General features: G+C 71.9%; 21 protein-coding genes. 10 read left to right on the top strand and 11 right to left on the bottom strand.

Annotated elements, in window-relative coordinates:
* Positions 1 to 11: 11 nt before the first annotated feature.
* Genes ACRRSS_RS08525 through ybaK form a run of 3 tightly spaced genes read left to right on the top strand, consistent with a single transcriptional unit; the run spans position 12 to position 2,350 of the window.
* Positions 12 to 1,064, top strand: a complete 1,053-nt coding sequence (locus ACRRSS_RS08525) for a hypothetical protein (RefSeq protein WP_435970615.1) — start codon at positions 12 to 14, stop codon at positions 1,062 to 1,064.
* A 10-nt stretch (positions 1,065 to 1,074) separates the two neighbouring features.
* Positions 1,075 to 1,812 (top strand): LON peptidase substrate-binding domain-containing protein, encoded by a 738-nt coding sequence (locus ACRRSS_RS08520; RefSeq protein ID WP_351909912.1) that lies wholly within the window; start codon positions 1,075 to 1,077, stop codon positions 1,810 to 1,812.
* A gap of 40 nt (positions 1,813 to 1,852) precedes the next feature.
* Entirely contained in the window at positions 1,853 to 2,350 is a 498-nt protein-coding gene (ybaK, locus tag ACRRSS_RS08515) for a Cys-tRNA(Pro) deacylase (protein WP_435970614.1), read from the top strand.
* A 36-nt stretch (positions 2,351 to 2,386) separates the two neighbouring features.
* Here ybaK and ACRRSS_RS08510 read toward each other — a convergent pair whose 3' ends face one another.
* The 4 genes from ACRRSS_RS08510 to ACRRSS_RS08495 are packed head-to-tail and all read right to left on the bottom strand — an operon-like array spanning position 2,387 to position 6,269.
* Complete coding sequence (locus ACRRSS_RS08510; RefSeq protein WP_435970613.1) at positions 2,387 to 3,004, bottom strand: DUF2567 domain-containing protein; 618 nt, start codon at positions 3,002 to 3,004, stop codon at positions 2,387 to 2,389.
* A gap of 34 nt (positions 3,005 to 3,038) precedes the next feature.
* Positions 3,039 to 3,869, bottom strand: coding sequence for an ABC transporter permease (locus ACRRSS_RS08505; RefSeq protein WP_435970612.1), 831 nt, complete (start codon positions 3,867 to 3,869; stop codon positions 3,039 to 3,041).
* Positions 3,870 to 3,906: 37 nt separating this feature from the next.
* Entirely contained in the window at positions 3,907 to 4,878 is a 972-nt protein-coding gene (locus tag ACRRSS_RS08500) for an ABC transporter ATP-binding protein (RefSeq protein WP_435975278.1), read from the bottom strand.
* Positions 4,879 to 4,898: 20 nt separating this feature from the next.
* Entirely contained in the window at positions 4,899 to 6,269 is a 1,371-nt protein-coding gene (locus ACRRSS_RS08495; protein ID WP_435970611.1) for an NYN domain-containing protein, read from the bottom strand.
* 216 nt (positions 6,270 to 6,485) lie between these two features.
* Between ACRRSS_RS08495 and ACRRSS_RS08490 the strand changes: the two genes are divergently transcribed.
* Positions 6,486 to 6,662 carry a hypothetical protein gene (locus tag ACRRSS_RS08490; protein WP_435970610.1) on the top strand — a complete coding sequence of 59 codons (177 nt, stop codon included), beginning with the start codon at positions 6,486 to 6,488 and terminating at the stop codon, positions 6,660 to 6,662.
* Positions 6,663 to 6,785: 123 nt separating this feature from the next.
* Here the strand turns inward: ACRRSS_RS08490 and dnaE are convergent, their stop codons facing one another.
* Positions 6,786 to 10,325, bottom strand: coding sequence for a DNA polymerase III subunit alpha (gene dnaE / locus ACRRSS_RS08485; protein WP_435970609.1), 3,540 nt, complete (start codon positions 10,323 to 10,325; stop codon positions 6,786 to 6,788).
* Between the two features lie 200 nt (positions 10,326 to 10,525).
* On the opposite strand from dnaE, the gene ACRRSS_RS08480 reads away from it, so the two are divergent.
* The 5 genes from ACRRSS_RS08480 to ACRRSS_RS08460 all read left to right on the top strand — a co-directional run bounded on the left by ACRRSS_RS08480 (position 10,526) and on the right by ACRRSS_RS08460 (position 16,582).
* A complete protein-coding gene (locus ACRRSS_RS08480; protein ID WP_435970608.1) occupies positions 10,526 to 11,851 on the top strand; it encodes a DUF2252 domain-containing protein in 1,326 nt (441 codons plus the stop codon).
* 70 nt (positions 11,852 to 11,921) lie between these two features.
* Positions 11,922 to 12,608, top strand: coding sequence for a hypothetical protein (locus tag ACRRSS_RS08475; protein WP_351909948.1), 687 nt, complete (start codon positions 11,922 to 11,924; stop codon positions 12,606 to 12,608).
* Between the two features lie 65 nt (positions 12,609 to 12,673).
* Positions 12,674 to 13,486, top strand: a complete 813-nt coding sequence (locus tag ACRRSS_RS08470) for a thioredoxin domain-containing protein (protein WP_435970607.1) — start codon at positions 12,674 to 12,676, stop codon at positions 13,484 to 13,486.
* A 120-nt stretch (positions 13,487 to 13,606) separates the two neighbouring features.
* Positions 13,607 to 15,256, top strand: a complete 1,650-nt coding sequence (locus ACRRSS_RS08465; RefSeq protein ID WP_435970606.1) for an alkaline phosphatase D family protein — start codon at positions 13,607 to 13,609, stop codon at positions 15,254 to 15,256.
* Positions 15,257 to 15,634: 378 nt separating this feature from the next.
* Complete coding sequence (locus ACRRSS_RS08460; RefSeq protein WP_435975277.1) at positions 15,635 to 16,582, top strand: zinc metalloprotease; 948 nt, start codon at positions 15,635 to 15,637, stop codon at positions 16,580 to 16,582.
* 73 nt (positions 16,583 to 16,655) lie between these two features.
* On the opposite strand, the gene ACRRSS_RS08455 is transcribed toward ACRRSS_RS08460, so the two are convergent.
* The 6 genes from ACRRSS_RS08455 to ACRRSS_RS08430 all read right to left on the bottom strand — a co-directional run bounded on the left by ACRRSS_RS08455 (position 16,656) and on the right by ACRRSS_RS08430 (position 21,977).
* Positions 16,656 to 17,225, bottom strand: coding sequence for a dienelactone hydrolase family protein (locus ACRRSS_RS08455; RefSeq protein ID WP_435970605.1), 570 nt, complete (start codon positions 17,223 to 17,225; stop codon positions 16,656 to 16,658).
* A gap of 54 nt (positions 17,226 to 17,279) precedes the next feature.
* Positions 17,280 to 18,866, bottom strand: coding sequence for a Na+/H+ antiporter (locus tag ACRRSS_RS08450; protein WP_435970604.1), 1,587 nt, complete (start codon positions 18,864 to 18,866; stop codon positions 17,280 to 17,282).
* Positions 18,867 to 18,976: 110 nt separating this feature from the next.
* A complete protein-coding gene (locus ACRRSS_RS08445) occupies positions 18,977 to 19,444 on the bottom strand; it encodes a GNAT family N-acetyltransferase (protein WP_435970603.1) in 468 nt (155 codons plus the stop codon).
* On the bottom strand, positions 19,441 to 20,382 hold the full coding sequence (locus ACRRSS_RS08440; RefSeq protein WP_435970602.1) for an RluA family pseudouridine synthase: 942 nt from the start codon (positions 20,380 to 20,382) through the stop codon (positions 19,441 to 19,443). Before ACRRSS_RS08440 ends, ACRRSS_RS08445 begins: the two co-directional genes overlap by 4 nt.
* Positions 20,383 to 20,433: 51 nt before the next feature.
* Entirely contained in the window at positions 20,434 to 21,057 is a 624-nt protein-coding gene (gene lspA / locus ACRRSS_RS08435) for a signal peptidase II (RefSeq protein WP_435970601.1), read from the bottom strand.
* Between the two features lie 80 nt (positions 21,058 to 21,137).
* Entirely contained in the window at positions 21,138 to 21,977 is an 840-nt protein-coding gene (locus ACRRSS_RS08430; RefSeq protein WP_435970600.1) for a TraR/DksA family transcriptional regulator, read from the bottom strand.
* Positions 21,978 to 22,519: 542 nt separating this feature from the next.
* On the opposite strand from ACRRSS_RS08430, the gene ileS reads away from it, so the two are divergent.
* A complete protein-coding gene (gene ileS, locus ACRRSS_RS08425; RefSeq protein WP_435970599.1) occupies positions 22,520 to 25,663 on the top strand; it encodes an isoleucine--tRNA ligase in 3,144 nt (1,047 codons plus the stop codon).
* Positions 25,664 to 26,040: the final 377 nt, after the last annotated feature.

Below are 26,040 nucleotides of genomic sequence, written 5' to 3'. Positions count from 1 at the left end.
TATGTCGCACCATGTCCTTCCTCCGAGCGCTGATCGGCGCCGCCCGCGCGGTCCGGCACGCCCCACGGCTCGCCGCGGGGTTCGTGCCGGACGACGACGTGCTGCTCGACGCCCCGGACGAGCGGCTCGCCCCCGCGCTGGTCGCCGCCGCCCTCGCCGATCCGGAGCCCGCCGCGAAACTCCTCGCCACCACCCGGGACACGGGCGAGTGGGAGGACCGCGACCGGTACGTCACCCGGCTCGCCACCTTCGCGTACAGCAGGGACGGCTGGCTGACCCACTGGCTCTCGGTCGCGCCCGGCGACCCCGACGCCCTGCTCGTCACGGCGCAGCTCGCCGTCCGCAGGGCCTGGGAGTCGCCGGCCCGGGCCGAGCGGCTGCGCGAGCTCGGCCCGCTGATCCACGCGGTCGCCGGGGAGGCCCCGCACGACCCGGTGCCGTGGCGGCTCGCCCTGGACCACGCCCGCGGGGCGCACGCCGGGCACACCGTCTTCGAATCGCTCTGGGAGCAGGCCGTGCGCCGCTCCCCGCACCACTACGGGAGCCATGTCGCGGCCCTGAAGTACCTCTCCGCCCAGTGGTACGGCTCGCACCGCGCCGCCTTCGACTTCGCCGAGCAGGCGGCGGACGACGCCGCCCCTGACTCGCTCGTCCGGGCGCTGCCGGTCCGCGCCGCCCACGACCGGCTGCGGGTGCCGCCGGACCGGGACCCGTCCGTGCCGGCGGCGCGGGTCGACCGGGCGGCGGACCGCGCGCTCGCCCTCTCGGAGGTCTTCCCGGCGGGCGACCCGTGGCCGGCCGAGGTCCGCAACCTGCTCGCGTACGTGCTGGTCGAGCGGGCGCGGTGGGAGGAGGCGCGGGAGGAGTTCGGCCGGATCGGGGTCCACGCGACCTCGTTCCCGTGGGGCGCGGCACGGGGTGTCGGGAGGGGCGCCGTCCGGGAGGATCCGCTGCGTGGGTTCCTCGCCGCGCGGGACCGCGTCAGGGGCGAGCTGGCCCGCCGCACGCCGCTCTGGGAGACCGGACGTGGACGGGCCGGACGGGGCGGGCCCGGCGGCCATTAGGCTGACCGCTGTGACCACCGCTCGCCTGCCTCTCTTCCCGCTCAACGCGGTGCTGTTCCCGGGCCTCGTTCTGCCGCTGAACGTCTTCGAGGAGCGTTATCGCGCCATGATGCGCGAGCTGCTCACGATCGACGACTCGGAGCCGCGCCGCTTCGCCGTCGTCGCCATCCGGGACGGCCGCGAGGTCGCTCCGACCGCTCCGGGGATGCCGGACCAGACGGCGCTGCCGGAGAAGGGCCCGGCCGCGGGCTTCGGCTCCGACCCGATCCAGTCCTTCCACCGCGTCGGCTGTATCGCCGACGCGGCGTCGATCCGGGAGCGCGCGGACGGCAGCTTCGAGGTGATGGCCACCGGCACGATCCGGGTGAAGCTGCTGTCGGTCGACGCGAGCGGGCCGTTCCTGGTCGCCGAGATCGAGGAGATCCCGGAGGAGCAGGGCGAGGAGGCCGGCACCCTCTCCGAGGGGGTGCTGCGGGCCTTCCGCAGCTACCAGAAGCGGCTGGCGGGGGCTCGGGAGCGCTCGCTGACGACGAGCGAGCTGCCGGACGACCCGTCCGTGGTGTCGTACCTGGTCGCGGCGGCCGCGGTGCTCGACACGCCCTCGAAGCAGCGGCTCCTCCAGGCCCCGGACACGGCGACGCGGCTGCGTGAGGAGCTGACGCTGCTGCGCGCGGAGACGGCGGTGCTGCGGCATCTGCCGTCGCTGCCGGTGGTGGACCTGACGCAGGCCCCGACATACCCGAACTGAGCCGAGCCGAGTCGAGCCGGTCCGATCCGAGGAAGAGCGCGTGGCGAAGAAGCAGAGGAAGAACACCGGCGGCACCCCGGCCACGGTCGCCCTGACGGCGGCCGGCACCCCGTTCACCCTGCACGCGTACGAGCACGATCCGGCCTCCCCCTCGTACGGCGAGGAAGCGGCGGAGGCCCTCGGCGTCTCCCCCGGCCGGGTCTTCAAGACGCTGGTGGCGGACGTCGACGGCGAGCTGACGGTCGCGGTGGTACCGGTGGCGGGCCAGCTCGACCTGAAGGCGCTGGCCTCAGCGGTCGGCGGCAAGCGCGCGGCGATGGCGGACCCGGCGGCGGCGGAGCGCACCACGGGCTACGTCCGGGGCGGCATCTCCCCGCTCGGCCAGCGCAAGCGGCTCCGTACGGTCCTCGACTCCTCGGCCGCGGACCACTCGTCCATCTGCGTCTCGGCGGGCCGGCGGGGCCTTGAGGTGGAGCTCTCCCCCGCCGACCTGGCGGCCCTCACGTCGGCGGTGGTCGCCCCCATCGGGCGCGCCTGACGGACGGCGGCGGCGCGCTCCGGGGACGCGTGCGCCTCAGTACGCCTTCGCCCGGTCCCAGGGCTCGGGTTCCGGGTCGCGCGGGCCGAAGAGGGCCGTGAGCGCCAGGTGCGCGATCATCGCCGCGAGCGGCCAGGCCAGCATCGCGGCGGCCGCCAGGTTCAGTTCGAGCGGCGCCTCGAAGACGACGTTCGGGCCGACGGCCTTGGCGTGGGCGACCACGTCCCGCGCCGGGCCGAAGTACGTCCCGAGGCCCCAGGCGAGGAGCGAGCCCGCCACGCCGCCGAGGGCCAGGCCGAGCACCAGGGGGACGCCGCCCTGGCGGCGCAGCAGGAAGACGACGAGCGCGGCGACCGCGCCGAAGGCCAGCGCGAGAAGGACGAACGTTCCGTCCGAGCCGATCGCCGCCTCCCCCTCGGAGTTGCGGAGGTAGACCCCCTTGCCGTCCGAGATGAGCAGGACGCGCGGGGCCAGGTTGAGCCACAGCACTCCGAGCAGCGCCCCCGCGATCGCCGAGACGACGGTCACCAGAACGCCTTGCAGCACCTCGGCCGCCGTGATCGGGTCCCCGGCCGGGCCGAGCGCGGGCGGGGGCGGCGGCGGCCAGTCGGGATCGTGCGGCGGCTGGTGAGGCGGAGTCAGGGGTGCGGTCACCCCGCCATCGTGCCAGGTGTGTCCGTGCCCCGCCTCAGCGGACGGCGGCCCGCCGGTACGCCCAGGTGGCGACGGCCAGGGAGACCACGCCGACCACCCCGCACACGGCGAGGTCGAGGGCGACGGCCGCCCAGTCGGGACGCGGCTCGAAGGTACGGGCCATGGCCTCCACGCCGTACGTCGACGGCAGCAGGTCCCGGGCCCAGCCGATGGGCTCGGGCAGCCGCTCCGCCGGGAGCACGCCGAGGAGGAGCGCCGCCGACATGCCGAGCTGGCCGAGGAGGGTGGCCAGCTCCTGCCGGGGCGCGAGGAGGCCGAGGGCCGCGCCGAGTCCGGCGAGCGCCGCTCCGGCGAGGGGGACGACGGCGGCGAGGATCCACAGCTGGCCGAGCGGCAGCCCGAAGAGCACGGAGCCGGCGACGGCGGTGACCACGGTCCCGGGCACGGTGAAGGAGGCGTACGCCCCGGCCGCGCCGAGGACCACGGCGGCGGGCGGCACGGGCAGGGTGGCGTAGTGGTCGAGGCCGCCGGTGGCCCGCAGCTGCCCGAAGTACTGGGCGAGCAGGTTGAGCGCGACGAAGGCGACGACGAGGACGGTGGAACCGGCCACGACGGCGCGCGCCTCGGCGCCGCCGTCGACGACCCCACGCATCAGGACCATGATCCCGATGGACTGGAAGGTGGCCACGAAGAGCAGCGGGATGCGGGCGACCCGGGCGCGGGAGAGCTGCGCGCGGTAGACGGCGGCCATGGACGGCAGCAGCCGGGCGCGGGGGGCGAGGGGCGCGGCGGCGACCCCGTCGTCGTCGCGGCTCCGGGCGGCGGGCGCGCCGGTCGGCAGGGCCTCGGCGGGCACGGTGCTCACTGCGTACAGCTCCTGACGGTCACGGACGGAACGCGGGTCATGCCTTCACCAGTCCTTCCGTGGCGCCGCCCAGCGCCAGGTACACGTCCTCCAGGCTGGGCGTGGCCAGGGTGAAGTCGTCGAGCGCGGCGAACGCCGCCCCGCCGGTGACGGTGGCGACGGCGACGCGGGCCGCGTCGGGGGCGAGCCGGAGGATCCAGCGCCGCCCGGTCTCCTGCGCGAGTTCGCGCAGGGCGGCGACCTCGGGCAGGTGGAGGGGGGCCGCTTCGCGCCAGACCAGCTCGACGCGGACCTCGCCGGCGACGCGTTCCTTGAGTCCGGCGGGGGTGTCGCAGGCGATGACCCGGCCGCGTTCGAGGACGGCGACCCGGTCGAGGACGGTCTCGGCCTCGATGACGTTGTGGGTGACGAGCAGCACGGTGGCACCGTGTTCGGCGCGCCGCCGGTCGACGGCGGCCCAGACGGCGCGGCGGGCGATCGGGTCCATGCCGGTGGTGGGCTCGTCGAGGACGAGGACGGGGCGCTCGCCGACGAGCGCGGTGGCGAAGCAGGCGAGCCTGCGCTGTCCGCCGGAGAGCTTCTTCAGGGGCCGGGAGGCGAGCGCGGTGAGGCCGAGCTCCTCCAGGACGGCGTCGCGCTCGGCGCGCGCGTCGCGGGCGGTGAGGCCGCGCAGCCGTCCGGTGGTCTCGGCGGCGAGGGCGACGGTCAGCTCGTCGAGGGCGGTGGACTCCTGGCCGAGGTACGCGAGGAGCCTGGCGGCCCGCTCGGGGTGGCGTACGAGGTCGTGGCCGAGGAGGCGGACGCTGCCGGAGTCGGGGCGCATGAGTCCGGTGAGCTGACGGACGAGGGTGGACTTGCCGGCTCCGTTGGGGCCGAGCAGCCCGAAGATCTCGCCGCCGCGCACGTCGAGGCTGATCCCGTCGGTGGCTCGCACCTCGGGTGTCGCCGGCGCACCGCGCCCGCCGCGCGTGGCGGGGTACGTCTTGACCAGATCCCGCGCCACGCACACCGTACTCACGGGGGAAGAGCCTACGGGGTCGCCGGGCCGGCTCCGGGCGCGGGGGCGGGTTCGGCGGCGGCCCGGACGTCGATCTCGCGCCAGAACCCCGCCCGGATGGCGTACCGGTCGTGCTCGTCGATCTGGTCGTCCTTGTGGGCGAGCAGGCCGAATCGGGCGGCGTAACGGAGGAGTTCGCCGTCGATCCGGTGCGGGATGCGGGGGTAGAGGGTGGACAGCTTCTGGACGTGGCTCTGCTCGGGAAGCCGTTCCATCCACCGGCGCGCGAACACCTGCCCGACCTCGAACGGGTCACCGCCGACGGTCGTGATGTCCTCCTCGCGGTCCGCCCAGCGCTGCTCCGCGCTGGTGAGGGTGGCGAGGGTGGGCAGGGAGGCGGTCTCGGCCGGTTCGCCGAGGGCGGGGGCGGGCCGCTCGACCCAGCCCCGGTCGGAGGACCAGCGGAGCGCGCTCGTGCCCTGGGGCACGGGGACGCCCGGGGCCGCGGGGCTCGCGCCGGGGCCGCGCAGTCCCGCCAGGTCCTTGGGCGTGGGGACGCCCTTGCCGGGAGCGGGGGCGGGCACGTCGGCGCCGTGGCCGCGCTCGTCGTCGCGGACGTGGCCGTTGGACCCCGGGTGGCCGTTGCCCCGGTGGCCGTTGCCGTGGCCGTTGCCGTGGCCGTTGCCGTTGCCGTGGGCGGTGGGGGCCTCGCCGGAGGCCGCGGCCGCGGCGGCCTCGTCGGCGGCCCGCTCGGCGGAGGCGAGGGCCGCCTCGGGCAGCGGCGCGGAGAGGATGGCCGCGATCTCGGGGCGCGGGGCGGGCGGGGGCGCGCAGATCCCGGAGAGGTCCTTGGCGCGGACGGCCCGGGTGATCCAGGCCCGGTCGAGGACCCGCCGTTCGTCGGCCTCGGCGACCAGGTCCTCGGACTGGTTGTAGTCGCCGTCGGCGGCCTGGACGGCCCAGAGGTGGACGGCGACACCGTGTTCCTTCGCCGACATCAGACCGGGCAGCAGATCGCCGTCGCCGGTGACGAGCACGATGTCGGAGCAGGCCCGGTTCCTGGCGAGCTCGGTCAGCTCGGTGTGCATGGCCGCGTCGACGCCCTTCTGCGCCCAGCGTCCGTCGCTCCTCGTCAGGGCGCCGAGCCGGACCGTGACCCGGGGCATCACCCGCAGTCTGCGGTGCTCGGGCTGGGGCACCCGGTCGGGCGCGCCGTCGAACCAGTAGATCCGCAGGAGGGGCAGCGCGGTCTCGGCCTCGGCACGCTGGCGCAGCTGCTGGATGAGCCCGGCGTGGTCGACGGTGATCCGGGAACGGGCCGGTTCCCCGGCGAGGAGACTGGCGGCGGCACCCAGCAGGTAGCCGGCGTCCACCAGGACGACGCAGCGGTCCACGTGTTCCACCCTCTTTCGGGAACCTCGGGATCGGAAGTTGCTTCGGATTTCCTTCGAGTCTGCCCGAAGGCCGGGGGCTCGACGGTCGGAACTGGATCATCGGCGTGGCGGATGTCACGCCCCTCGGGGCCTTACGCTCCGTAATGATCCAAAATGCGGCGTTTCACGCCATATGTGAGTCTGACAGCGGCCCTGGCCCCTAGGTCCCCTTGAGGAGGCATCACCATGGCCAAGAACCGCAACCAGAACCGCAGTCAGAAGCAGCAGCAGTCGCCGGCCGAGCGCGGCGCCCAGCAGGCGCAGCAGTCGGCGATGGAGTCCGAGGCGTCGCAGCGCGCCTCGCAGGTCCTGCCGAGCGACGTCGCCCGCAAGGGCCGCCAGAAGCGCTTCGGCCACAACTGACGGCCTTCGCGTACGGCAAAGGGGCGCGCCCGTGACGACGGGCGCGCCCCTTGCGCGTGCGCGGACCCTCGCGCGTACGCGAAGGCCGTGCGGAAAGGCCGTGCGGGAGGACCCCGGGTGCTGCTAACCGGCCAGGCAGGACGGGCCGAGCAGCACCTTCAGGTCGCCGAAGAGCGCCGGGTCGGCCGTCACCCGGTGCCGGTCGAGCCGCAGCACGGTGGTGGTGCGGGGGCCCTGGAGCTTGATCCGCACCTCGGTGTTGCCCTTGTGGTGCTTGAGGATCTCGCCGAGCCTGCTGACCATCGGCGGGGTCACCTTCACGGTGGGGATGGTGAGGATCACCGGCGCGTTGGTCCCGGCGTTCGACAGGTCGGGGACCATCAGTTCCATGGCGACCAGCCGGGGCACGTCCTCGCGCTTGTCGAGCCGTCCCTTGACGAAGACGACGGTGTCCTCGACGAGCTGGGTGGAGACCAGCTGGTAGGTGGCGGGGAAGAACATGCACTCGATGGAGCCGGCCAGGTCCTCGACGGTGGCGATGGCCCAGGCGTTGCCCTGCTTGGTCATCTTCCGCTGGAGGCCGGAGATGATGCCGCCGATGGTGACGACCGCGCCGTCGGAGTGCTCGCCGCCGGTGAGCTGGGAGATCGCCGCGTCGGTCTTGTCGGACAGGACGTGCTCGATGCCGAAGAGCGGGTGGTCGGAGACGTACAGGCCGAGCATCTCGCGCTCCTGGGCGAGCAGGTAGGACTTCTCCCACTCGACGTCGGAGAACTCCACGTCGAGGCCGAAGCCGGGCTCGTCGGTCGCCTCGTCGCTCATGCCGCCGAAGAGGTCGAACTGTCCCTCGGCCTCCTTGCGCTTGACCGCCACCACGTTGTCGATCATCGGTTCGTGGTGGGCGACCAGGCCCTTGCGGGTGTGGCCCATCTCGTCGAAAGCGCCGGCCTTGATCAGCGACTCGACGGTGCGCTTGTTGCAGACGACGGCCTCGACCTTGTCGAGGAAGTCCGGGAAGGAGGAGTACTTCCCCTTCGCCTTGCGCGACTTGATGATCGACTCGACGACGTTGGTGCCGACGTTGCGGACGGCGGAGAGGCCGAAGAGGATCACGTCGTCGCCCTGGGCGGCGAAGTTCGACTCGGACTCGTTCACGTTGGGCGGCAGGACCTTGATGCCCATGCGCCGGCACTCGTTCAGGTAGACGGCGGACTTGTCCTTGTCGTCCTTGACCGAGGTGAGCAGTCCCGCCATGTACTCGGCGGGGTGGTTGGCCTTGAGGTAGGCGGTCCAGTAGGAGACCAGGCCGTACGCGGCCGAGTGGGCCTTGTTGAAGGCGTAGCCGGCGAAGGGGACCAGGACGTCCCAGAGGGCCTTGATGGCCTCGTCGCTGAAGCCCTTGCTCTTGGCTCCGGCCTCGAAGATGACGAAGTTCTTCGCCAGCTCGTCGGGCTTCTTCTTGCCCATCACGCGGCGCAGGATGTCGGCCTCGCCGAGCGAGTAGCCGGCGATGATCTGGGCGGCCTTCTGCACCTGCTCCTGGTACACGATCAGGCCGTAGGTGACCGCGAGCACCTCTTCGAGCGGCTTCTCCAGCTCGGGGTGGATCGGGGTGATCTCCTGCTGCTTGTTCTTGCGCAGGGCGTAGTTGGTGTGCGAGTTCATGCCCATCGGGCCCGGCCGGTACAGGGCGGACACGGCGGAGATGTCTTCGAAGTTGTCGGGCTTCATCAGCCGCAGCAGCGAGCGCATGGGCCCGCCGTCGAACTGGAAGACGCCGAGGGTGTCACCGCGCTGGAGCAGTTCGAAGGTCTTCGGGTCGTCGAGCGGCAGGGCGAGCAGGTCGAGGTCGATGCCCTTGTTCGCCTTCACCATCTTGACGGCGTCGTCCATGATGGTGAGGTTGCGCAGGCCCAGGAAGTCCATCTTGAGCAGGCCGAGCGACTCGCACTGCGGGTAGTCCCACTGGGTGATGGTCACGCCGTCGGTGTGCCGGACCCAGATCGGCGCGTGGTCGACGATCGGCTCGCTGGACATGATGACGCCGGCGGCGTGGACGCCCATCTGGCGGACCAGTCCCTCGACGCCCCGGGCGGTGTCGATGACCTTCTTGACGTCCGGCTCGTTCTCGTACATCGCGCGGATCTCGCCGGCCTCGCTGTAGCGCGGGTGCGAGGGGTCGGTGATGCCGTTGAGGTCGATGCCCTTGCCGAGGACGTCGGCGGGCATGGCCTTGGTGAGCCGGTCGCCCATGGCGTACGGGTAGCCGAGGACGCGCGCGGAGTCCTTGATCGCGTTCTTGGCCTTGATCTTGCCGTAGGTGCCGATCATGGCGACCTTGTCGGAGCCGTACTTCTCCGTCACGTACCGGATCACCTCGACGCGCCGACGCTCGTCGAAGTCGATGTCGACATCGGGCATCGAGATGCGCTCGGGGTTGAGGAAGCGCTCGAAGATCAGTCCGTGCGGGATCGGGTCGAGGTCGGTGATGCCCATGGCGTACGCGACGATCGAGCCGGCCGCGGAGCCTCGGCCGGGGCCCACGGCGATGCCCTGCTTCTTCGCCCACATGATGAAGTCGGCGACGACGAGGAAGTAGCCGGGGAAGCCCATCGAGATGATCGTGTCCATCTCGTACTCGACCTGCTTCATGCGGTCCTCGGGGATGCCCCCGGGGAAGCGGCGGGCCATGCCGCGCATGGTCTCCTCGCGGAACCAGGTGACCTCGGTGTACCCCTCCGGGATGTCGAACTTCGGCATGAGGTTCTTCTCGACGAACATGCCGTCGGTGGAGACCTGCTCGGCGACCAGGAGGGTGTTGCGGCAGCCCTCCTGCCAGGCGTCCGAGGAGTCCACGGCGTACATCTCGTCCGTGGACTTCAGGTAGTAGCCGGTGCCGTCGAACCGGAAGCGGTCCGGGTCGGAGAGGTTCTTGCCGGTCTGGATGCAGAGCAGGGCGTCGTGCGCGGCCGACTCGTGCGCGTACGTGTAGTGCGAGTCGTTCGTGACCAGGGGCGGGATGCCGAGCTTCTTGCCGATCTCCAGGAGCCCGTCGCGGACCCGGCGCTCGATCTCGATGCCGTGGTCCATCAGCTCCAGGAAGTACCGCTCCTTGCCGAAGATGTCCTGGTACTCGGAGGCCGACTTGAGGGCCTCGTCGAACTGGCCGAGCCGGAGCCGGGTCTGCAGCTCGCCGGAGGGGCAGCCGGTGGAGGCGATGAGCCCCTCCGACCACTTGGAGATGGTCTCCTTGTCCATCCGGGGCCACTTCTGGAGCCAGCCCTCGGCGTACGCGTCGGAGGAGAGCCGGAAGAGGTTGTGCAGTCCGGTGGCGTTGGCCGCCCAGATCGTCTTGTGGGTGTAACCGCCGGAACCGGAGACGTCGTCCCGCTTCTGGTGCGGCTGGCCCCACTGGATCTTCCGCTTGTTGCGCCGGGACTCGGGGGCGACGTACGCCTCGATGCCGATGATCGGCGTGACCCCGGCCTTCTTCGCCGTGTGGAAGAAGTCGTACGCCCCGTGCAGGTTGCCGTGGTCGGACATCGCGATGTGCGTCATGCCCATCTCGTTGCACGCGTCGAACATGTCCTTCAGCCGCGCGGCACCGTCCAGCAGCGAGTACTGGGTGTGGACGTGGAGGTGCGTGAAGGGCGGCTTGGTCACGGCGGGAGGCCTCCGGGCTGCGATCTTCTGAGGGGGCGACCCCCAGACCCCCGCTCTGGGGGACAGCGTGGAAGTCTACGTCTCCGGACCGACAGGCGTCGGGCACTCACGGCCGGGGTCGCGCGTTGAGTGGCAGGGAACACCTGTCCCAATTGTCATGAACGGTCTTTCAGCACGTCCGGTACCAGGAGGCACCTCGAATGTCGGTCCCCCAGCCCACCGTCGCCGAGCGCGGTGAGCACATCCTCGCCGTCTTCGACACCGCCTTCGGCGAGCTCCTCGCCGCCGACCCCGCGGCCTTCCGCGTCAAGTTCCGGAAGATGGCCGGCTCCGCCTTCGCCTTCTACCGGGGAACGGCCTGCCTCTTCTACGCGGACCTGGAGCAGGAGGCCCACGGCGGCCCCTACCTGGACGAGCGCACCGGCCGGGTCTGGATCCACGGCGATCTGCACGCCGAGAACTTCGGCACGTACATGGACGCCAACGGACGGCTGATCTTCAACGTCAACGACTTCGACGAGGCCTACGTCGGCCCCTTCACCTGGGACCTCAAGCGGCTCGCCGGCTCGCTCGCCCTCGTCGGCTACGCGAAGGCGCTCTCCGACGAGCAGATCACCGGGCTCGTCCGGATCTGCGCCGCCGCCTACCGGGAGCGGATCCACGCCCTCGCGACCGGCGCCAAGGGGGACGAGGTGCCCGCCTTCACCCTGGAGACCGCCGACGGGGCGCTGCTCGGCGCCCTGCGCGAGGCCCGCTCCCTGACCCGCTTCGGGCTGCTCGACTCGATGACGGAGATCCGGGACTTCGAGCGCCGGTTCTCCGCGGGCGGCGGTGCGATCGAGCTGGACGCGGCCACCCGGTACAAGGTCCTGGCGGCCTTCGACGGCTACCTGGAGACCCTGCCGGAGTCCAGCCTGGCCCGCCCCGACTCGTACCGGGTCAAGGACGTCGTCGGACGGCGCGGGATCGGCATCGGCTCGGCCGGCCTCCCCTCGTACAACATCCTCCTGGAGGGCAACAGCGACGCCCTGGAGAACGACGTCGTGATCTACCTCAAGCAGGCGCAGACCCCGGCGGTCTCCCGGCACGTGACGGACCCGGCGGTACGGGAGTACTTCCAGCACGAGGGCCACCGCACCGTGATCTCGCAGCGGGCGCTCCAGGCGCACGCCGACCCGTGGCTGGGCTGGACGGAGCTGGACGGCTCCGGCCAGCTGGTCGCCGAGGTCTCGCCGTACGCCGTGGACCTGGACTGGTCGGACATCGACGACCTGGACGAGATCGCGGCGACCGTCGCGGACCTGGGCCGGGCCACGGCGACCATGCACGCGGCGGCGGACGACTCCAGCGGTCACTCGCTCGTGCCGTTCTCCACGGAGCGGGCCATCGACGCGGCGATCGCCGCCGACGAGGAGGGCTTCGGAGACCTCCTGGTGGACTTCGCGCACAGCTACGGGGCACGCGCGCGGGCCGACCACCAGATCTTCGTGGACCTCTTCCGCAACGGCCGGATCCCGGGACTGTAGGGGCCGCCGGGACCGTCCACAGACTTCCTTTAGGGACGTCTTACGGACCGGCATGGCACACTCCACGACGATGGACATGGCAGGGACGCAGCTGAGAGCGCTGCGGGCGGCGTTCTTCACGACACTGGTCGTGACGCTGTCCGTGGCGTCCCACGTGCTGCTCTCGCGCGTGCCGCTGCCGCTCGGGACGGTCGTCCCGGTCGCGGTCGGCGTCTTCGCCGTGGCGTACGCCCTGGCCGGCCGCGAGCGGGGCCTCGGCCCCATCGCCGGGCTCCTCGTCCCGCTGGAACTGGCGGCCGACACGCTCTTCACCAGCGGCCAGGCGATCTGTTACGGCCCCGCCGGCGGCCCGGTCGCCGGTTCGCTGCGCGCGGTGGGCGTCGAGGTGTTCTGCGGCGGCGCCGTGGGCACCCCGCTGCCGGGCGTGGTGGCCCCCGAGAGCGGGACCGCCGCCGCGCTGCTCAGCTCCCCCGACCCGGCGCTGCCGTGGCTGCTGCTCCTCGCCCATGTCGGCGTCGGGCTCTCGGCCGCGGCCTGGCTGCGGGGCGGGGAGCGGGCGCTCGCCCGGCTGCTCGGCGCCGTGGCGGCCTTCGCGTTCCGGCCGCTGCTCCTGGTGGCGGCCCTCATCCGTACCGGTGGCCCGGCGCCTCGGCGCGCCGGACGGCCCGCGGGACGGCCGCGGCCCTCCCGCACCCGGCTCCTCACGCACTCCGTGGGACGGCGGGGACCCCCGTGCCCCGGCCTCGCTCTCGTCTGAGCAGCGCGGCCCCGCAGACACGCGGTCCCCCCTCTTCTCTTCCCACCCTCACGGAGAACACGATCATGAGCTCACGCAACTCCCAGTCCAACAAGGCCGCCGCCCGCGAGCGGCTGCGCGTCGAACGCGAGCGCCAGGCCAGGAAGGACCGGACGCGCCGACAGGTCGTCGTCGGCGTCTCGGCCCTGGCCGTGCTGGCCGCCGCCGGTGGCATCGGCTACGCCGTGGTGCAGTCCGACAAGCCTTCCGCGTGGGAGGCCGCGGCGAAGGCGAGCGTGACCGCCCCGAAGAACACCACGGGCGCGAACGGCACGACCGTCGTCGTCGGCAAGGCGTCCGCGAAGAAGACGCTGGAGCTGTACGAGGACTCGCGCTGCCCGGTCTGCGCGACCTTCGAGCAGTCCGTGGGCTCCACGGTCGAGAAGGACGTCGAGGCGGGCAAGTACAAGATCAAGTACATCGGTGCCACCTTCATCGACGACGCCGCCACGGGCGAGGGCTCGAAGAACGCGCTCTCGGCGCTCGGCGCGGCCCTGGACGTCAGCCCCGAGGCCTTCCTGAAGTACAAGGCGGCGCTCTACTCGACGGAGTTCCACCCCGAGGAGAACGACGACAAGTTCGCCAAGGACTCCTACCTCCTGGAGGTGGCGGACTCGGTCCCGGCCCTCAAGGGCAACGCCGGGTTCAGGAAGAACGTCGAGGACGGCACCTTCGACGCGTGGGCGATGAAGATGTCGAAGGCCTTCGACGACAGCGGGGTGACGGGCACCCCGAGCCTGAAGATGGACGGCAAGCCGGTGACGGTGGCGGGTACGGACAACCCGCCGATGACGGTGGCCGAGTTCGACACGGCGGTCGCCACGGCCCTGAAGGGCTGACCGAGCCGCCTCCTCCGCCGGAAGCGGGTCCGCCGCGGGGTGCGACCGGTGGGCGACGGGTCGGCGAACTTCCGGAAATCCCCTGCCCATCGGCCATACCCGTCAGTAATCTGACTGCCCGTGACCAGTCGTATGTTCTCCTCAGCCCCCACCCGGCGCACGGTCGTCAAGGCCGCCGCCGTCACCGCCGTCGCCGCGCCCGCCCTCCTGGGCGCGGCCTCGACGGCCCACGCGGCGCCCGGGGCGGCCGCCTTCCTCCACGGTGTCGCCTCCGGCGACCCCCTGCCCGACGGCGTCCTGCTCTGGACGCGCGTCACCCCCGCTCCCGAGGCGATACCCGGCTCGGGCCTCGGCCCGGACGTCCAGGTCGGCTGGGAGCTCGCCGAGGACCGTGCCTTCGCACGGGTCGTGGCCTCCGGCGCGATCACGGCGAGCGCCGCCTCCGACCACACCGTGAAGGCGGACGTCCGGGGTCTGCGCCCGGCCACCTCCTACTGGTTCCGCTTCACCGCGGACTCCGCCGTCTCCCCCGCCGCCCGCACCCGGACCGCGCCGGCCGCCGACGCCGCCACGCCCGGCGTCCGATTCGGCGTGGTCTCCTGCGCGAACTGGGAGGCCGGCCACTTCTCCGCGTACCGCCATCTCGCCTCCCGCGCCGACCTGGACGCGATCCTGCATCTCGGCGACTACCTCTACGAGTACGGCAGCGGCACCTACCCGGAGGCGAAGGACACCGTCCGGCCGCACGAGCCACGCCACGAGATCCTCTCGCTCGCCGACTACCGCGTCCGGCACGCCCACTACAAGACGGACCCCGACCTCCAGGCGCTGCACGCGGCCCATCCGTTCGTCGCCATCTGGGACGACCACGAGTTCGCCAACGACGCCTGGTCGGGCGGGGCCGAGAACCACACCCCCGGCGCCGAGGGCGACTGGGCGGCCCGGGTGGCCGCCGCCAAGCAGGCGTACTTCGAGTGGATGCCGGTCCGCGCCTCCACGGAGGGCACGGTCTTCCGGCGCCTGCGCTTCGGCAAGCTGGCCGATCTGCACCTGCTCGACCTGCGCTCGTTCCGTTCCGGCCCGGCGAAGGCGGGCAGCGGTTCGGTCGACGACCCGGCGCGGAGCATCACGGGCCGCGCCCAGCTCGACTGGCTCAAGTCCGGGCTCGCGGGCTCGGACGCGACCTGGCAGCTGGTGGGCACCTCGGTGATGATCTCGCCGGTCGCCTTCGGCGCCCTGCCCGCCCACCTCCTGGAGCCGCTGGCCGAGTTGATGGGCCTGCCGAAGGAGGGGCTGGCGGTCAACGTGGACCAGTGGGACGGGTACACGGACGACCGGAAGGAGCTGCTCGCCCATCTGACCTCGCGGGCGATCCGCAACACGGTCTTCCTGACCGGCGACATCCACATGGCCTGGGCCAACGACGTACCGGTGAAGGCGGCGACGTATCCGCTCTCGGCCTCCGCCGCGACCGAGTTCGTGGTGACCTCGGTGACCTCGGACAACCTGGACGACCTGCTGAACGTGGCCCCGGGGACGCTCTCGGTGGTGGCCGCGGGCGCGGTCAGGGCCGCCAACCGGCACGTGAAGTGGGTGGACATGGACCACCACGGGTACGGCGTGCTCGACGTGACGTCCGAGCGTTCGCAGATGGACTACTACACGGTCTCCGACAAGAAGGACCCGGCCGCGACGACGGCCTGGGCGCGCTCGTACCGGACGCTGAGTGGAACGCAGCGTGTCGAGCGGGTGTACCAACCGGTTCGCTGACGGTTCCCGAGGGCTCTCCGACGAGTCCTCGGACGGCGATTTTCAGCCATGATCCCTTCTGTTAACGGGAGATCACATCGCTACGGCGGGTGGCTGGATCCGGCGATCGAATCCGGACACACCACCCGCCTCCGTCCGCTCCACCGTCACGTCGGGATCTCAAACTCCGGGAAGGGCACAAGATTTTCTTCCCGATGCCCCGAAATGCCGCACGAATGATTGGGCTTGATCACTCCTCAATTCGGCCTGACATGGACGCGTAATCTCCTCGGCGTGGCGGAGGAAGTTCCTCCCCACCACCCCCCACGAGGAGTCACCGTGCGTGCTCTTGTCCGCATATCCCCGCGTACGTCCCGCCGGATATTCGGTACGGCCGTCATGGCCGGAACCCTGGCCCTGGCCCCCCTCTCCGCCCCCTCGGTCGCGGGCGGCGCCACCACCGCCACCCTGGCCGGCGCCTCCGCCGAGGAGTGCGTGGACGGCACCGCCGCCGTCTCCGGCGCCCGCAAGGCGCGCGGCGCGGACGACCACGCCGCCGAGCCCAACGAGGTCACGGCCGCCAAGGCCAAGTCCATGGACGACGACCTCAGGAAGAAGCTGGCCTCGGCCCGTTCGCAGGGACGTCTCAGCGCCTCCGCCGGCGCCGCCGCCGTGGTGAACATCCCCGTCTACTTCCACGTCATCCACTCCGGGACGACGGGCAAGCTCTCCGCCACCGCCCTCAACAACCAGCTGGCGGTCCTCAACGCCGCCTACGGCGGCCAGGGCACCGGCAACGTGAACACCAACTACCAGTTCACCCTGGCCGGCACCGACTACACGAACAACTCCACCTGGTACAACCTGGCCTCCGGCTCCAACGCCGAGAAGCAGATGAAGCAGACCCTCCGCAAGGGCGGCGCGGGCGCGCTGAACTTCTACACCGCCAAGCTGAGCGGCGGCCTCCTCGGCTGGGCGACCTTCCCGTCCTCCTACGCCTCGCAGCCGAAGATGGACGGCGTCGTCGTCCTCGACTCCTCGCTGCCGGGCGGCTCCGCGGCCAACTACAACGAGGGCGACACCGCCACGCACGAGGTCGGCCACTGGATGGGCCTCTACCACACGTTCCAGGGCGGTTGCAACGGCAACGGCGACTCCGTCGCCGACACCCCCGCCGAGTCGAGCCCGGCGTACGAGTGCCCGACCGGCCGTGACTCCTGCACCACCAAGGCCGGCGTGGACCCGATCCACAACTTCATGGACTACACGTACGACTCCTGCATGTACCAGTTCACCTCGGGCCAGGTGACCCGGATGAACGAGCACTGGGCCGCGTACCGCTCCTGACGGAGCGTCCGGAACAGAGGTGTGGCCCCCGGGGGAGTCCCCCGGGGGCCACACCCCCGCGCCACGACCGGCCCTACAGGTCCTCCAGGAACGACAGCGCCACCGACCAGGTCCGCTCGGCCGCCTCCGCGTCCCAGTCCGGCAGCTCCGGGTCCGTGTACAGGTGCCCCGCGCCCCGGTAGCGGTAGACCTCCACCTCCGCCCCGGCCCTGCGCATCTGCAGGTACCAGGCGGACAGCCAGTCGTCCGTCTCGAAGGGGTCGGGCTCGGCCACGTGCAGCTGTACGGGCAGCTCGTCCACCGACACGTTCGGCGCGAGGTCCGAGGTGCCGTGGAGCAGCAGCAGCCCGCGCGCCTTCTCGTCGCCGAGGGCCAGGGTCTGCGCGACGGAGGCGCCGAAGGAGAAGCCCGCGTAGACCAGACCGCGCTCCGAGTACGGGGCGGCGGCCAGGATCGCCCGCTTCAGCAGCTCGTCCTTGCCGATCTCGTCCCGCTTCGCCATGCCCTCCTCCACCGACTCGGTGGTCCAGCCGTCGAAGAGGTCCGGCACCCACACCTGGTGCCCGGCGGCCCGCAGCCGGTCGGCCGCGTCCCGGACGGTCGGGCGCAGCCCGTACACCGAGTGGAAAAGCATGATGTCCATACCCGCCATCCTGCCACCCGCCACCGACCGTCACCGAACCCGTCGGCACGACCGTCACCGCATGCTGCGCACATCCAGCTGCCGCAGCACCCGGTCCACCACCTCCGGGTCGGCGCCCGGCTCACTGCGCGCCGCGAGCACCTCGTGCCGGGCGGCCGACATCAGCTCCCGCTGGATCCGCTGCACTGCCTTGAAGCGCTTCGTCCGCTCGACGAAGGCCGCCCTCCGCTCCTCGTCGACCATGTCCGGGCTGATCCGGGCCCCGATGTCGTACGCCCCGCGCAGCAGCCGCTCCTGGACCTCCTCGGGCAGCTCCTCGACCTCCTCGATCTCCTTGAGCCTGCGCCGGGCGGCCTTCGCGGCCCGGACGGCCAGGTCCCGCTCCAGGGCCCGCTCGGCGTCGGCGTCGGCCCGCACCCCGAGCTTGCGGACCAGCCAGGGCAGGGTGAGCCCCTGGAAGACGAGAGTGGCGATGATCACGCAGAAGGCGATGAAGACGATCTCGTCGCGGCCGGGGAAGGGTTCGCCGTCGTCGGTGCGGAGCGGGATGGCGAGCGCGAGCGCCACCGAGGCCACCCCGCGCATCCCCGCCCACCACATGACGACGGTCTCCCGCCAGCTCATCGGGATCTCCTCGTCGACGTCCCGGCGCGTGTGGAGCCGCTTCGCGAGCCAGGTGGCGGGCAGCAGCCACAGCAGCCGGACCCCGACGACCACCGCGACCACGGTGGCGCCCCAGCCGAGCATCTCCGGGCCGCGCCCCTCGGCCACCCCGAAGACGTGGACGAGCTCCAGCCCGATGAGCCCGAAGGCGATGCCGGTGACGAGGGTGTCGACGATCTGCCAGAAGGTCTGCCCGGCGAGCCGGCCCATGACGTCGTCGGCGTCGGCCGCGTGCTCGGCGAGGAAGAGGGCGGTGATCAGGACCGCCAGGACGCCGGAGCCGTGCAGCTCCTCGGCGAGGACGTAGCTCACGAAGGGGACGAGGAGGGTGAGCCCGGTCTGGAGCGTGGCGTCCCCCAGGAGTCCGATGAGCTTGTTGGTGAGCCAGCCGAGCACCAGGCCGAGGAGCATGGCGACCACCGCGGACAGCACGAACTCACCGATCGCCTCGGGCCAGGAGAAGGAGCCGCTGACGACGGCGGCGATCGCCACGTGGTAGAGCACGATCGCGGTGACGTCGTTGAAGAGGCCCTCGCCCTCCAGGATCGACACGAGCCGCCTCGGCAGCCCGAGCGAGCCGGCGACGGCGGTGGCCGCGACCGGGTCCGGCGGTGCGACGAGGGCGCCGAGCGCGATCGCGGCGGCCAGCGAGATGCCGGGCACGAGGGCGTGCGCGACCGCGCCGACGGCGGCCGTGGTCACGAAGACGAGGGCGACCGCGAGCAGGAAGATGGGGCGTCTGTTCGCCGCGAACTGGCGCCAGGAGGTGCGCTGCACGGAGGCGTAGAGCAGGGGCGGCAGCACCAGCGGGAGGATGAACTCCGGCGGGATCTCGACGTTCGGCACGAAGGGCAGCAGGGCCAGCGCGATCCCGACGAGGGTCATCAGGACGGGCGCGGGCAGTCCGAGCCGCTCGCCGAGGGGCACGGTGAGCAGGGCGCCGAGCAGCAGCAAGAACAACAGGGCCAATTGATCCACGGCCCCCACCCTGTCACGTATGTCCGTTTCAACGGCCACTGCCCCCGGTGCACGCCGGAACGCGGCGGACGGCACAGGGGGCAGGGAGCGCCACAGGAGGAGCGGGGGTGCTACAGGGCGCGCCTCATCGCCCGGTGGGGCATGTCCGCGTCCGGGAACTCGGGGCCGTACGCCTGGTAGCCGAGCCGCTCGTAGAAGCCGAGCGCGTGGGTCTGGGCGTGCAGGTCGACGGCGGTCAGACCGCGCTCGCGCGCCACGCCCTCGACGGCCCGGACGAGCGCCGCGCCGACCCCGAGGCCGCGGGCGGCCTGGGAGACCGCGAGACGGCCGAGCGAACCGACGGAGGCGTCGGCGCCGGTCTTCCCGGTCGCGTCCGGCCCGAACAGGAGACGGCCGGTGCCCAGCGGCAGCCCGTCCTCGCGCACGGCGAGCACGTGCACCGCCGTCGCGTCGTACGTGTCGTACTCCAGCTCCGGCGGAACGCCCTGCTCCTCGACGAAGACCTCGCGGCGGACCGCGAAGCAGGCCTCCCGGTCCTCGGCGCCGAGCGCCTCACGGACGCTGTACGCGCCGCTCACTGGCTCTCCGCCGCGATCCGGTCCAGGGCCTTCCGGAGGTCCTCGGGGTACGTGCTGGCGAACTCGACCCACGAGCCGTCGCCGGGGTGCTCGAAGCCGAGGCGGACGGCGTGCAGCCACTGCCGGGTCAGACCGAGGCGCTTGGCGATCGTCGGGTCGGCGCCGTAGGTGAGGTCGCCGACGCAGGGGTGGCGGTGGGCGGACATGTGCACCCGGATCTGGTGGGTGCGGCCCGTCTCCAGCTTGATGTCGAGCAGCGAGGCCGAGCGGTACGCCTCGATGAGGTCGTAGTGCGTGACGGAGGCCTTGCCGTCGGCGGTGACCGCCCACTTGTAGTCGTGGTTCGGGTGCCGGCCGATGGGGGCGTCGATGGTGCCGCTCATCGGGTCGGGGTGGCCCTGGACCAGCGCGTGGTAGCGCTTGTCGACCACGCGCTCCTTGAACTGGCGCTTGAGCGAGGTGTACGCGTACTCCGACTTGGCGACCACCATCAGACCGGAGGTGCCGACGTCGAGGCGGTGCACGATGCCCTGGCGCTCCGCGGCGCCGGAGGTGGAGATGCGGTACCCGGCGGCGGCGAGGCCGCCGATGACCGTGGTGCCGGTCCAGCCGGGGCTCGGGTGCGCGGCGACGCCGACCGGCTTCATGATCACGACGATGTCGTCGTCGTCGTGGACGATCTCCATGCCCTCGACGGGCTCGGCGACGATCTGCACCGGAGCGGCGGCGCCCGGCATCTCGACCTCGAGCCACGCGCCGCCGCTGACCCGCTCGGACTTGCCGACGACGGAGCCGTCGACCTGGACCTTCCCTGAGGCGGCCAGCTCGGCCGCCTTCGTACGGGAGAACCCGAACATACGGGCGATGGCGGCGTCGACGCGCTCGCCCTCCAGGCCATCGGGAACGGGCAGCGTGCGGATCTCGGGACTCGTACTCACCCGTCGAGTATGCCTTGCCGCGAGGACCTCGGGCCTCGCGGCAAGATCCACTCAGTCCTTGTGGACGGTGCCGTCGGGGTCCAGGCCCCGGAACGACAGGATCACGATGAGGATGCCACCGCACACGATCGCCGAGTCGGCGAGGTTGAAGACGGCGAAATGCGCGGGGGCGATGAAGTCGACGACCGCGCCCTCGAAGACGCCCGGGGAGCGGAAGATCCGGTCCGTGAGGTTGCCGAGCGCGCCGCCGAGCAGCAGACCGAGCGCGATCGCCCAGGGCAGGCTGTAGAGCTTCCGCGCGAGCCGGATGATCACGACGATCACGGCGGCGGCGATGCAGGTGAAGATGATCGTGAAGGCCTCGCCCATGCCGAACGCGGCACCGGGGTTCCGGATGGCGTCGAAGCGCAGCCAGTCGCCGACGACCCGGATCGGCTCGCGGCCCTCCAGCTTGGCGACCACCAGCATCTTGCTGCCCAGGTCGAGCAGGTAGGCGAGGACGGCCACCACGAAGAGGGCGAGGATCCTGCGCCTGCCCCGGGGCCGCTCCTCGGGAGCGGCCGACCCGTCGTCGGGCGTGGCCGTTCCGTCGGCGGCCACCGTCTCGTCGGAGGCGGCCGTCTCGTCGGCCCCTGCTGAATCCGGCGTACCGATGATGCGCTCCGCCTCTGCCACGTGAGTGAGTCCCTCGACCTCGATGCCTGACCGTGCACCGAGGGTACGGCACAGGCGTACGAGACCGTCAGCCGAGATCGTCAGCCGCGTCTCTCCTGCCGCTGCTTGTCCTCGACGCAGAGCGTGGCCCGCGGGAAGGCCTGCATCCGCGCCTTGCCGATCGGCTTCCCGCACACCTCGCAGAGGCCGTACGTGCCGGAGTCGAGGCGCTCCAGGGCGTGCTCGGTCTGCTCCAGCATCTCCCGGGCGTTGGCCGCGAGGGCCAGCTCGTGTTCCCGGGTGATGTTCTTGGTTCCGGTGTCGGCCTGGTCGTCCCCCGCGCCGTCGCCCGAGTCGCGCATGAGGCCGGTCAGCTCCTCCTGCGAGTGGACGAGCTCGCTGCGGAGCCGCAGCACCTCGGCCTGGAGCCCGCTGCGGGCCTCGGCGACCTCTTCCGGGGTCCAGGGATCCTCGCCGGGACGCACGGCGAGCTCGCCGGTACGGGCCGGAGGCACGGCTGCCTCGTCACCGGCGGTCGTGACGCCACCCGCGGTCTTCTTCACTGCCACCGTCCTGGCTCCTGTCTGCTTCTTGGCGGCGGGCGCCTTCTTGGCGACCGCCTTCCTCGCCGCCTTCGTGGCGGACGTCTTCCCGGCGGCGGCCCCAGGAGCGACCGTCTCCCCGCCGTCCGGCGACACGGCGCCCGACTCCTCGGCGCCCGCCTCTCCGGGGACGGCCTTCTTCGCCGCGGCCTTCTTGGCGACGGTCTTCTTCGCGACGGTCTTCCGCGTGGCGGGCGTCTTCGTGTTCTTCGCGTTGTTCGCGACCGTCGGCGGCTCCGCGACCGTCGTCTTCTTCCCGGCCACGTCCTTGGCGCCCTCGGCCGAACCGGTGGAACCGGCGGCCGAGGTCTTCTTCGCGGCGGTCTTCTTCGCCACCATGTCGCGGCCCCTTCACATTTTGTGATCTTGCTCGCGAATCGTGCTGGGACGATAAATCGGCCCAGGGCCCGCGGCAACGGGGCTCGCCGCCGATCCCACCCCGCCCCCGCCCCCCTCGGGGCGGACCTGCCTCCGTTGTGCCCAGCTCCCCGCCGGGTAATCCGTCCCGCCCCTCCCCCACATGGCCGCACCCCAAGTCCGGCCCGCCCCGTATGGCCATTCGGGTCACGGGAAAACCGGTCTGCCACCCCGCTTCGGGCCCCGTACACTGGGCGGAGCGAAAGGCTTGGATGGGGACGAGTAGCGTCGTACGCAGCCATGAGCGACCCGGGGACGGTGAGAGCCCGGGGGCGAGCCCGATGTGAAGCATCACCCCGGAGCCGTCGGAAGAAAGCCGCAGGAGTCTGCGGCGACTAGACCCGGCGTCGCGACCCCAATGAGGGGGCTCAGGGCGTCCACGCCCCGGGCCAAGGAGGGTGGTACCGCGGGAGCAGCTCTCTCGTCCCTCCGACGGAATGACGACAGTCCGCCGGAGGAACTCGATGACACCGCCGCAGTACCGCCAGGTGCCCGCCCAGGTCGACCTGCCCGCGATGGAGCACGCCGTGCTCGATTTCTGGCAGGAGAGCAAGGTCTTCGCCAAGACCCTGGAGCAGTCCGAAGGACGCCCCGAGTGGGTGTTCTACGAGGGCCCGCCCACCGCCAACGGCATGCCCGGCGCGCACCACATCGAGGCCCGCGTCTTCAAGGACGTCTTCCCCCGCTTCCGGACCATGCGCGGCTACCACGTGGCCCGCAAGGCCGGCTGGGACTGCCACGGCCTGCCGGTCGAGCTCGCCGTCGAGAAGGAGCTCGGCTTCTCCGGCAAGAAGGACATCGAGGCGTACGGCATCGCCGAGTTCAACGACAAGTGCCGTGAGTCGGTGACCCGGCACACGGACGCGTTCGCCGAGCTGACGACCCGCATGGGCTACTGGGTCGACCTCGACGACGCGTACCGGACCATGGACCCCTCGTACATCGAGTCGGTCTGGTGGTCCCTGAAGCAGATCTTCGACAAGGACCTCCTCGTCCAGGACCACCGGGTCGCCCCCTGGTGCCCGCGCTGCGGCACCGGCCTCTCCGACCACGAGCTGGCCCAGGGGTACGAGACGGTCGTCGACCCCTCCGTCTACGTCCGCTTCCCGCTGACCTCCGGCCCGCTGGCCGGCAAGGCGGCGCTCCTCGTGTGGACGACGACCCCGTGGACCCTGGTGTCCAACACGGCGGTCGCCGCCCACCCCGAGGTCACCTACGTGGTCGCCACCGACGGCGACGAGCGGGTCGTCGTCGCGCAGCCGCTGCTGGAGAAGGCCCTCGGCGAGGGCTGGGTCACCACCGGCGAGTCCTTCACGGGCGCGGAGATGGAGCGCTGGACCTACCAGCGCCCGTTCGAGCTGGTCGAGTTCCCGGAGCCGGCGCACTACGTCGTCAACGCCGAGTACGTGACGACCGAGGACGGTACGGGTCTGGTCCACCAGTCCCCCGCCTTCGGTGAGGACGACCTCAAGGTCTGCAAGGCGTACGGCCTGCCGGTCGTGAACCCGGTCCGCCCCGACGGCACCTTCGAGGAGGACGTGCCGCTGGTCGGCGGCGTCTTCTTCAAGAAGGCCGACGAGGCGCTCACCGCCGACCTGGACGCGCGCGGGCTGCTCTTCCGGCACATCCCCTACGAGCACAGCTACCCGCACTGCTGGCGCTGCCACACGGCGCTGCTGTACTACGCGCAGCCGTCCTGGTACATCCGCACGACCGCGGTCAAGGACCGCATGCTCGAAGAGAACGAGAAGACGAACTGGTTCCCCGACTCGGTCAAGCACGGCCGCTTCGGCGACTGGCTCACCAACAACGTCGACTGGGCGCTCTCCCGCAACCGCTACTGGGGCACCCCGCTGCCGATCTGGCGCTGCGAGGACGGCCACCTGACGTGCGTGGGCTCGCGCGCCGAGCTGACCGAGCTGACCGGCACCGACCAGTCGGAGCTCGACCCGCACCGCCCCTACATCGACGCGGTGACCTTCACCTGCCCCGCCGAGGGCTGCTCCCTGGAGTCCACCCGGGTCCCGGAGGTCATCGACGCCTGGTACGACTCGGGCTCCATGCCGTTCGCGCAGTACGGCTACCCGTACGAGAACAAGGAACTCTTCGAGTCCCGCTACCCGGCCCAGTTCATCTCCGAGGCCATCGACCAGACCCGCGGCTGGTTCTACACCCTCATGGCCGTCGGCACGCTGGTCTTCGACAAGTCGTCCTACGAGAACGTGGTCTGCCTGGGCCACATCCTCGCCGAGGACGGCCGCAAGATGTCCAAGCACCTGGGCAACATCCTCCAGCCGATCCCGCTCATGGACCAGCACGGCGCCGACGCCGTCCGCTGGTTCATGGCGGCCGGCGGCTCCCCGTGGGCGGCCCGCCGGGTGGGCCACGGCACGATCCAGGAGGTCGTCCGCAAGACCCTCCTGACGTACTGGAACACGGTGGCCTTCCAGGCGCTGTACGCCCGCACCTCGGGCTGGGCGCCGAGCGCCGCGGACCCGGCGCCGGCCGACCGCACGGTTCTCGACCGGTGGCTGCTGTCCGAGCTGAACACGCTGGTCGCCGAGACGACCGAGGCGATGGAGTCGTACGACACCCAGCGCACCGGCAAGCTCGTCTCGGCCTTCGTCGACGACCTCTCCAACTGGTACGTCCGCCGCTCGCGCCGCCGCTTCTGGCAGGGCGACAAGGCGGCCCTGCGCACCCTCCACGACGTGATCGAGACGGTCACGCGCCTGATGGCCCCGCTGACCCCGTTCATCACGGAGCGGGTCTGGCAGGACCTGGTGGTGCCGGTGACCGCGGACGCCCCGGAATCCGTCCACCTGGCCACGTGGCCGGAGGCGGACACGGCGCAGATCGACAAGACGCTCTCCGAGCAGATGCTGCTCGTCCGGCGCCTGGTGGAGCTGGGCCGGGCGACGCGCGCGGAGTCGGGCGTGAAGACCCGCCAGCCCCTCTCCCGGGCGCTGGTGGCGGCGACGGGCTTCGCGGCCCTCTCGCCGGAACTCCAGGCCCAGATCACGGAGGAGCTGAACGTCAGCTCCCTGGCGTCCCTCTCCGAGGTGGGCGGCTCCCTCGTCGACACGACGGCCAAGGCGAACTTCCGCGCCCTGGGCAAGCGCTTCGGCAAGGGCGTCCAGGACGTGGCGAAGGCGGTGGCGGCGGCGGACGCGGCGGCGCTGTCCCTGGCCCTGCGCTCGGGCGAGGCGTCCCTCACGGTCAACGGCGAGGACATCACGCTGACCCCCGAGGAGATCATCATCACGGAGACCCCCCGCGAGGGCTGGTCGGTCGCCTCGGACGCGGGCGCGACGGTCGCCCTGGACCTGGAGATCACCCCGGAGCTCCGCAAGGCGGGCCTCGCCCGTGACGCGATCCGCCTCATCCAGGAGGCCCGCAAGAACAGCGGCCTGGACGTCGCCGACCGCATCGCTCTGCGCTGGCAGGCGGACTCCCCGGAGACGGTGGAGGCCCTCACGGCCCACGCGGACCTGATCGCGGACGAGGTCCTGGCGACGGACTGGACGCGGGGCGAGGGGGACGACACGTTCGGCACCCCGTTCACGGACGAGCCCCTGACCCTGACGTTCCGCCTCCGCAAGGCCTGACCCCACCCCGGAAGGCCCGGCACCCCACGACGGGCCCGCCGGGCCTTCCGCACACCCACCCCGAGCCCCGTGGTGGGCCATCGCCCCCCGTTGTGGGCATGCGGTCCGCTGGGGCGTGGGGGCCCCGGACGGAGTCTGGGGAGGGTGGGCACAACGCAACGGCGCCCCTTGCCGGGCCCCGGCGTCCGCGCCCCGACCCGCACCCCGTGCACGGCGCACAGGGGGTGCGGGTCCAGGCACAAGAGGCGGAGGCGCCGCCAAGCGCGCCGTCCCGTGTGCACCGTCGCCCGCCCACGGCAAAGGGCCGGGCCCCCGGTTTCCCGGGGGCCCGGCCCTTCAGCCTGCCGACGGCTACGCGCTCATCGCGCGACCACGCG

It is taken from the genome of Streptomyces sp. Qhu_M48 (assembly GCF_051305195.1).
Classification (GTDB): domain Bacteria; phylum Actinomycetota; class Actinomycetes; order Streptomycetales; family Streptomycetaceae; genus Streptomyces.
Note: the sequence above shows the minus strand (reverse complement) of the source record. Positions and strands in the feature narration are given on the sequence as shown.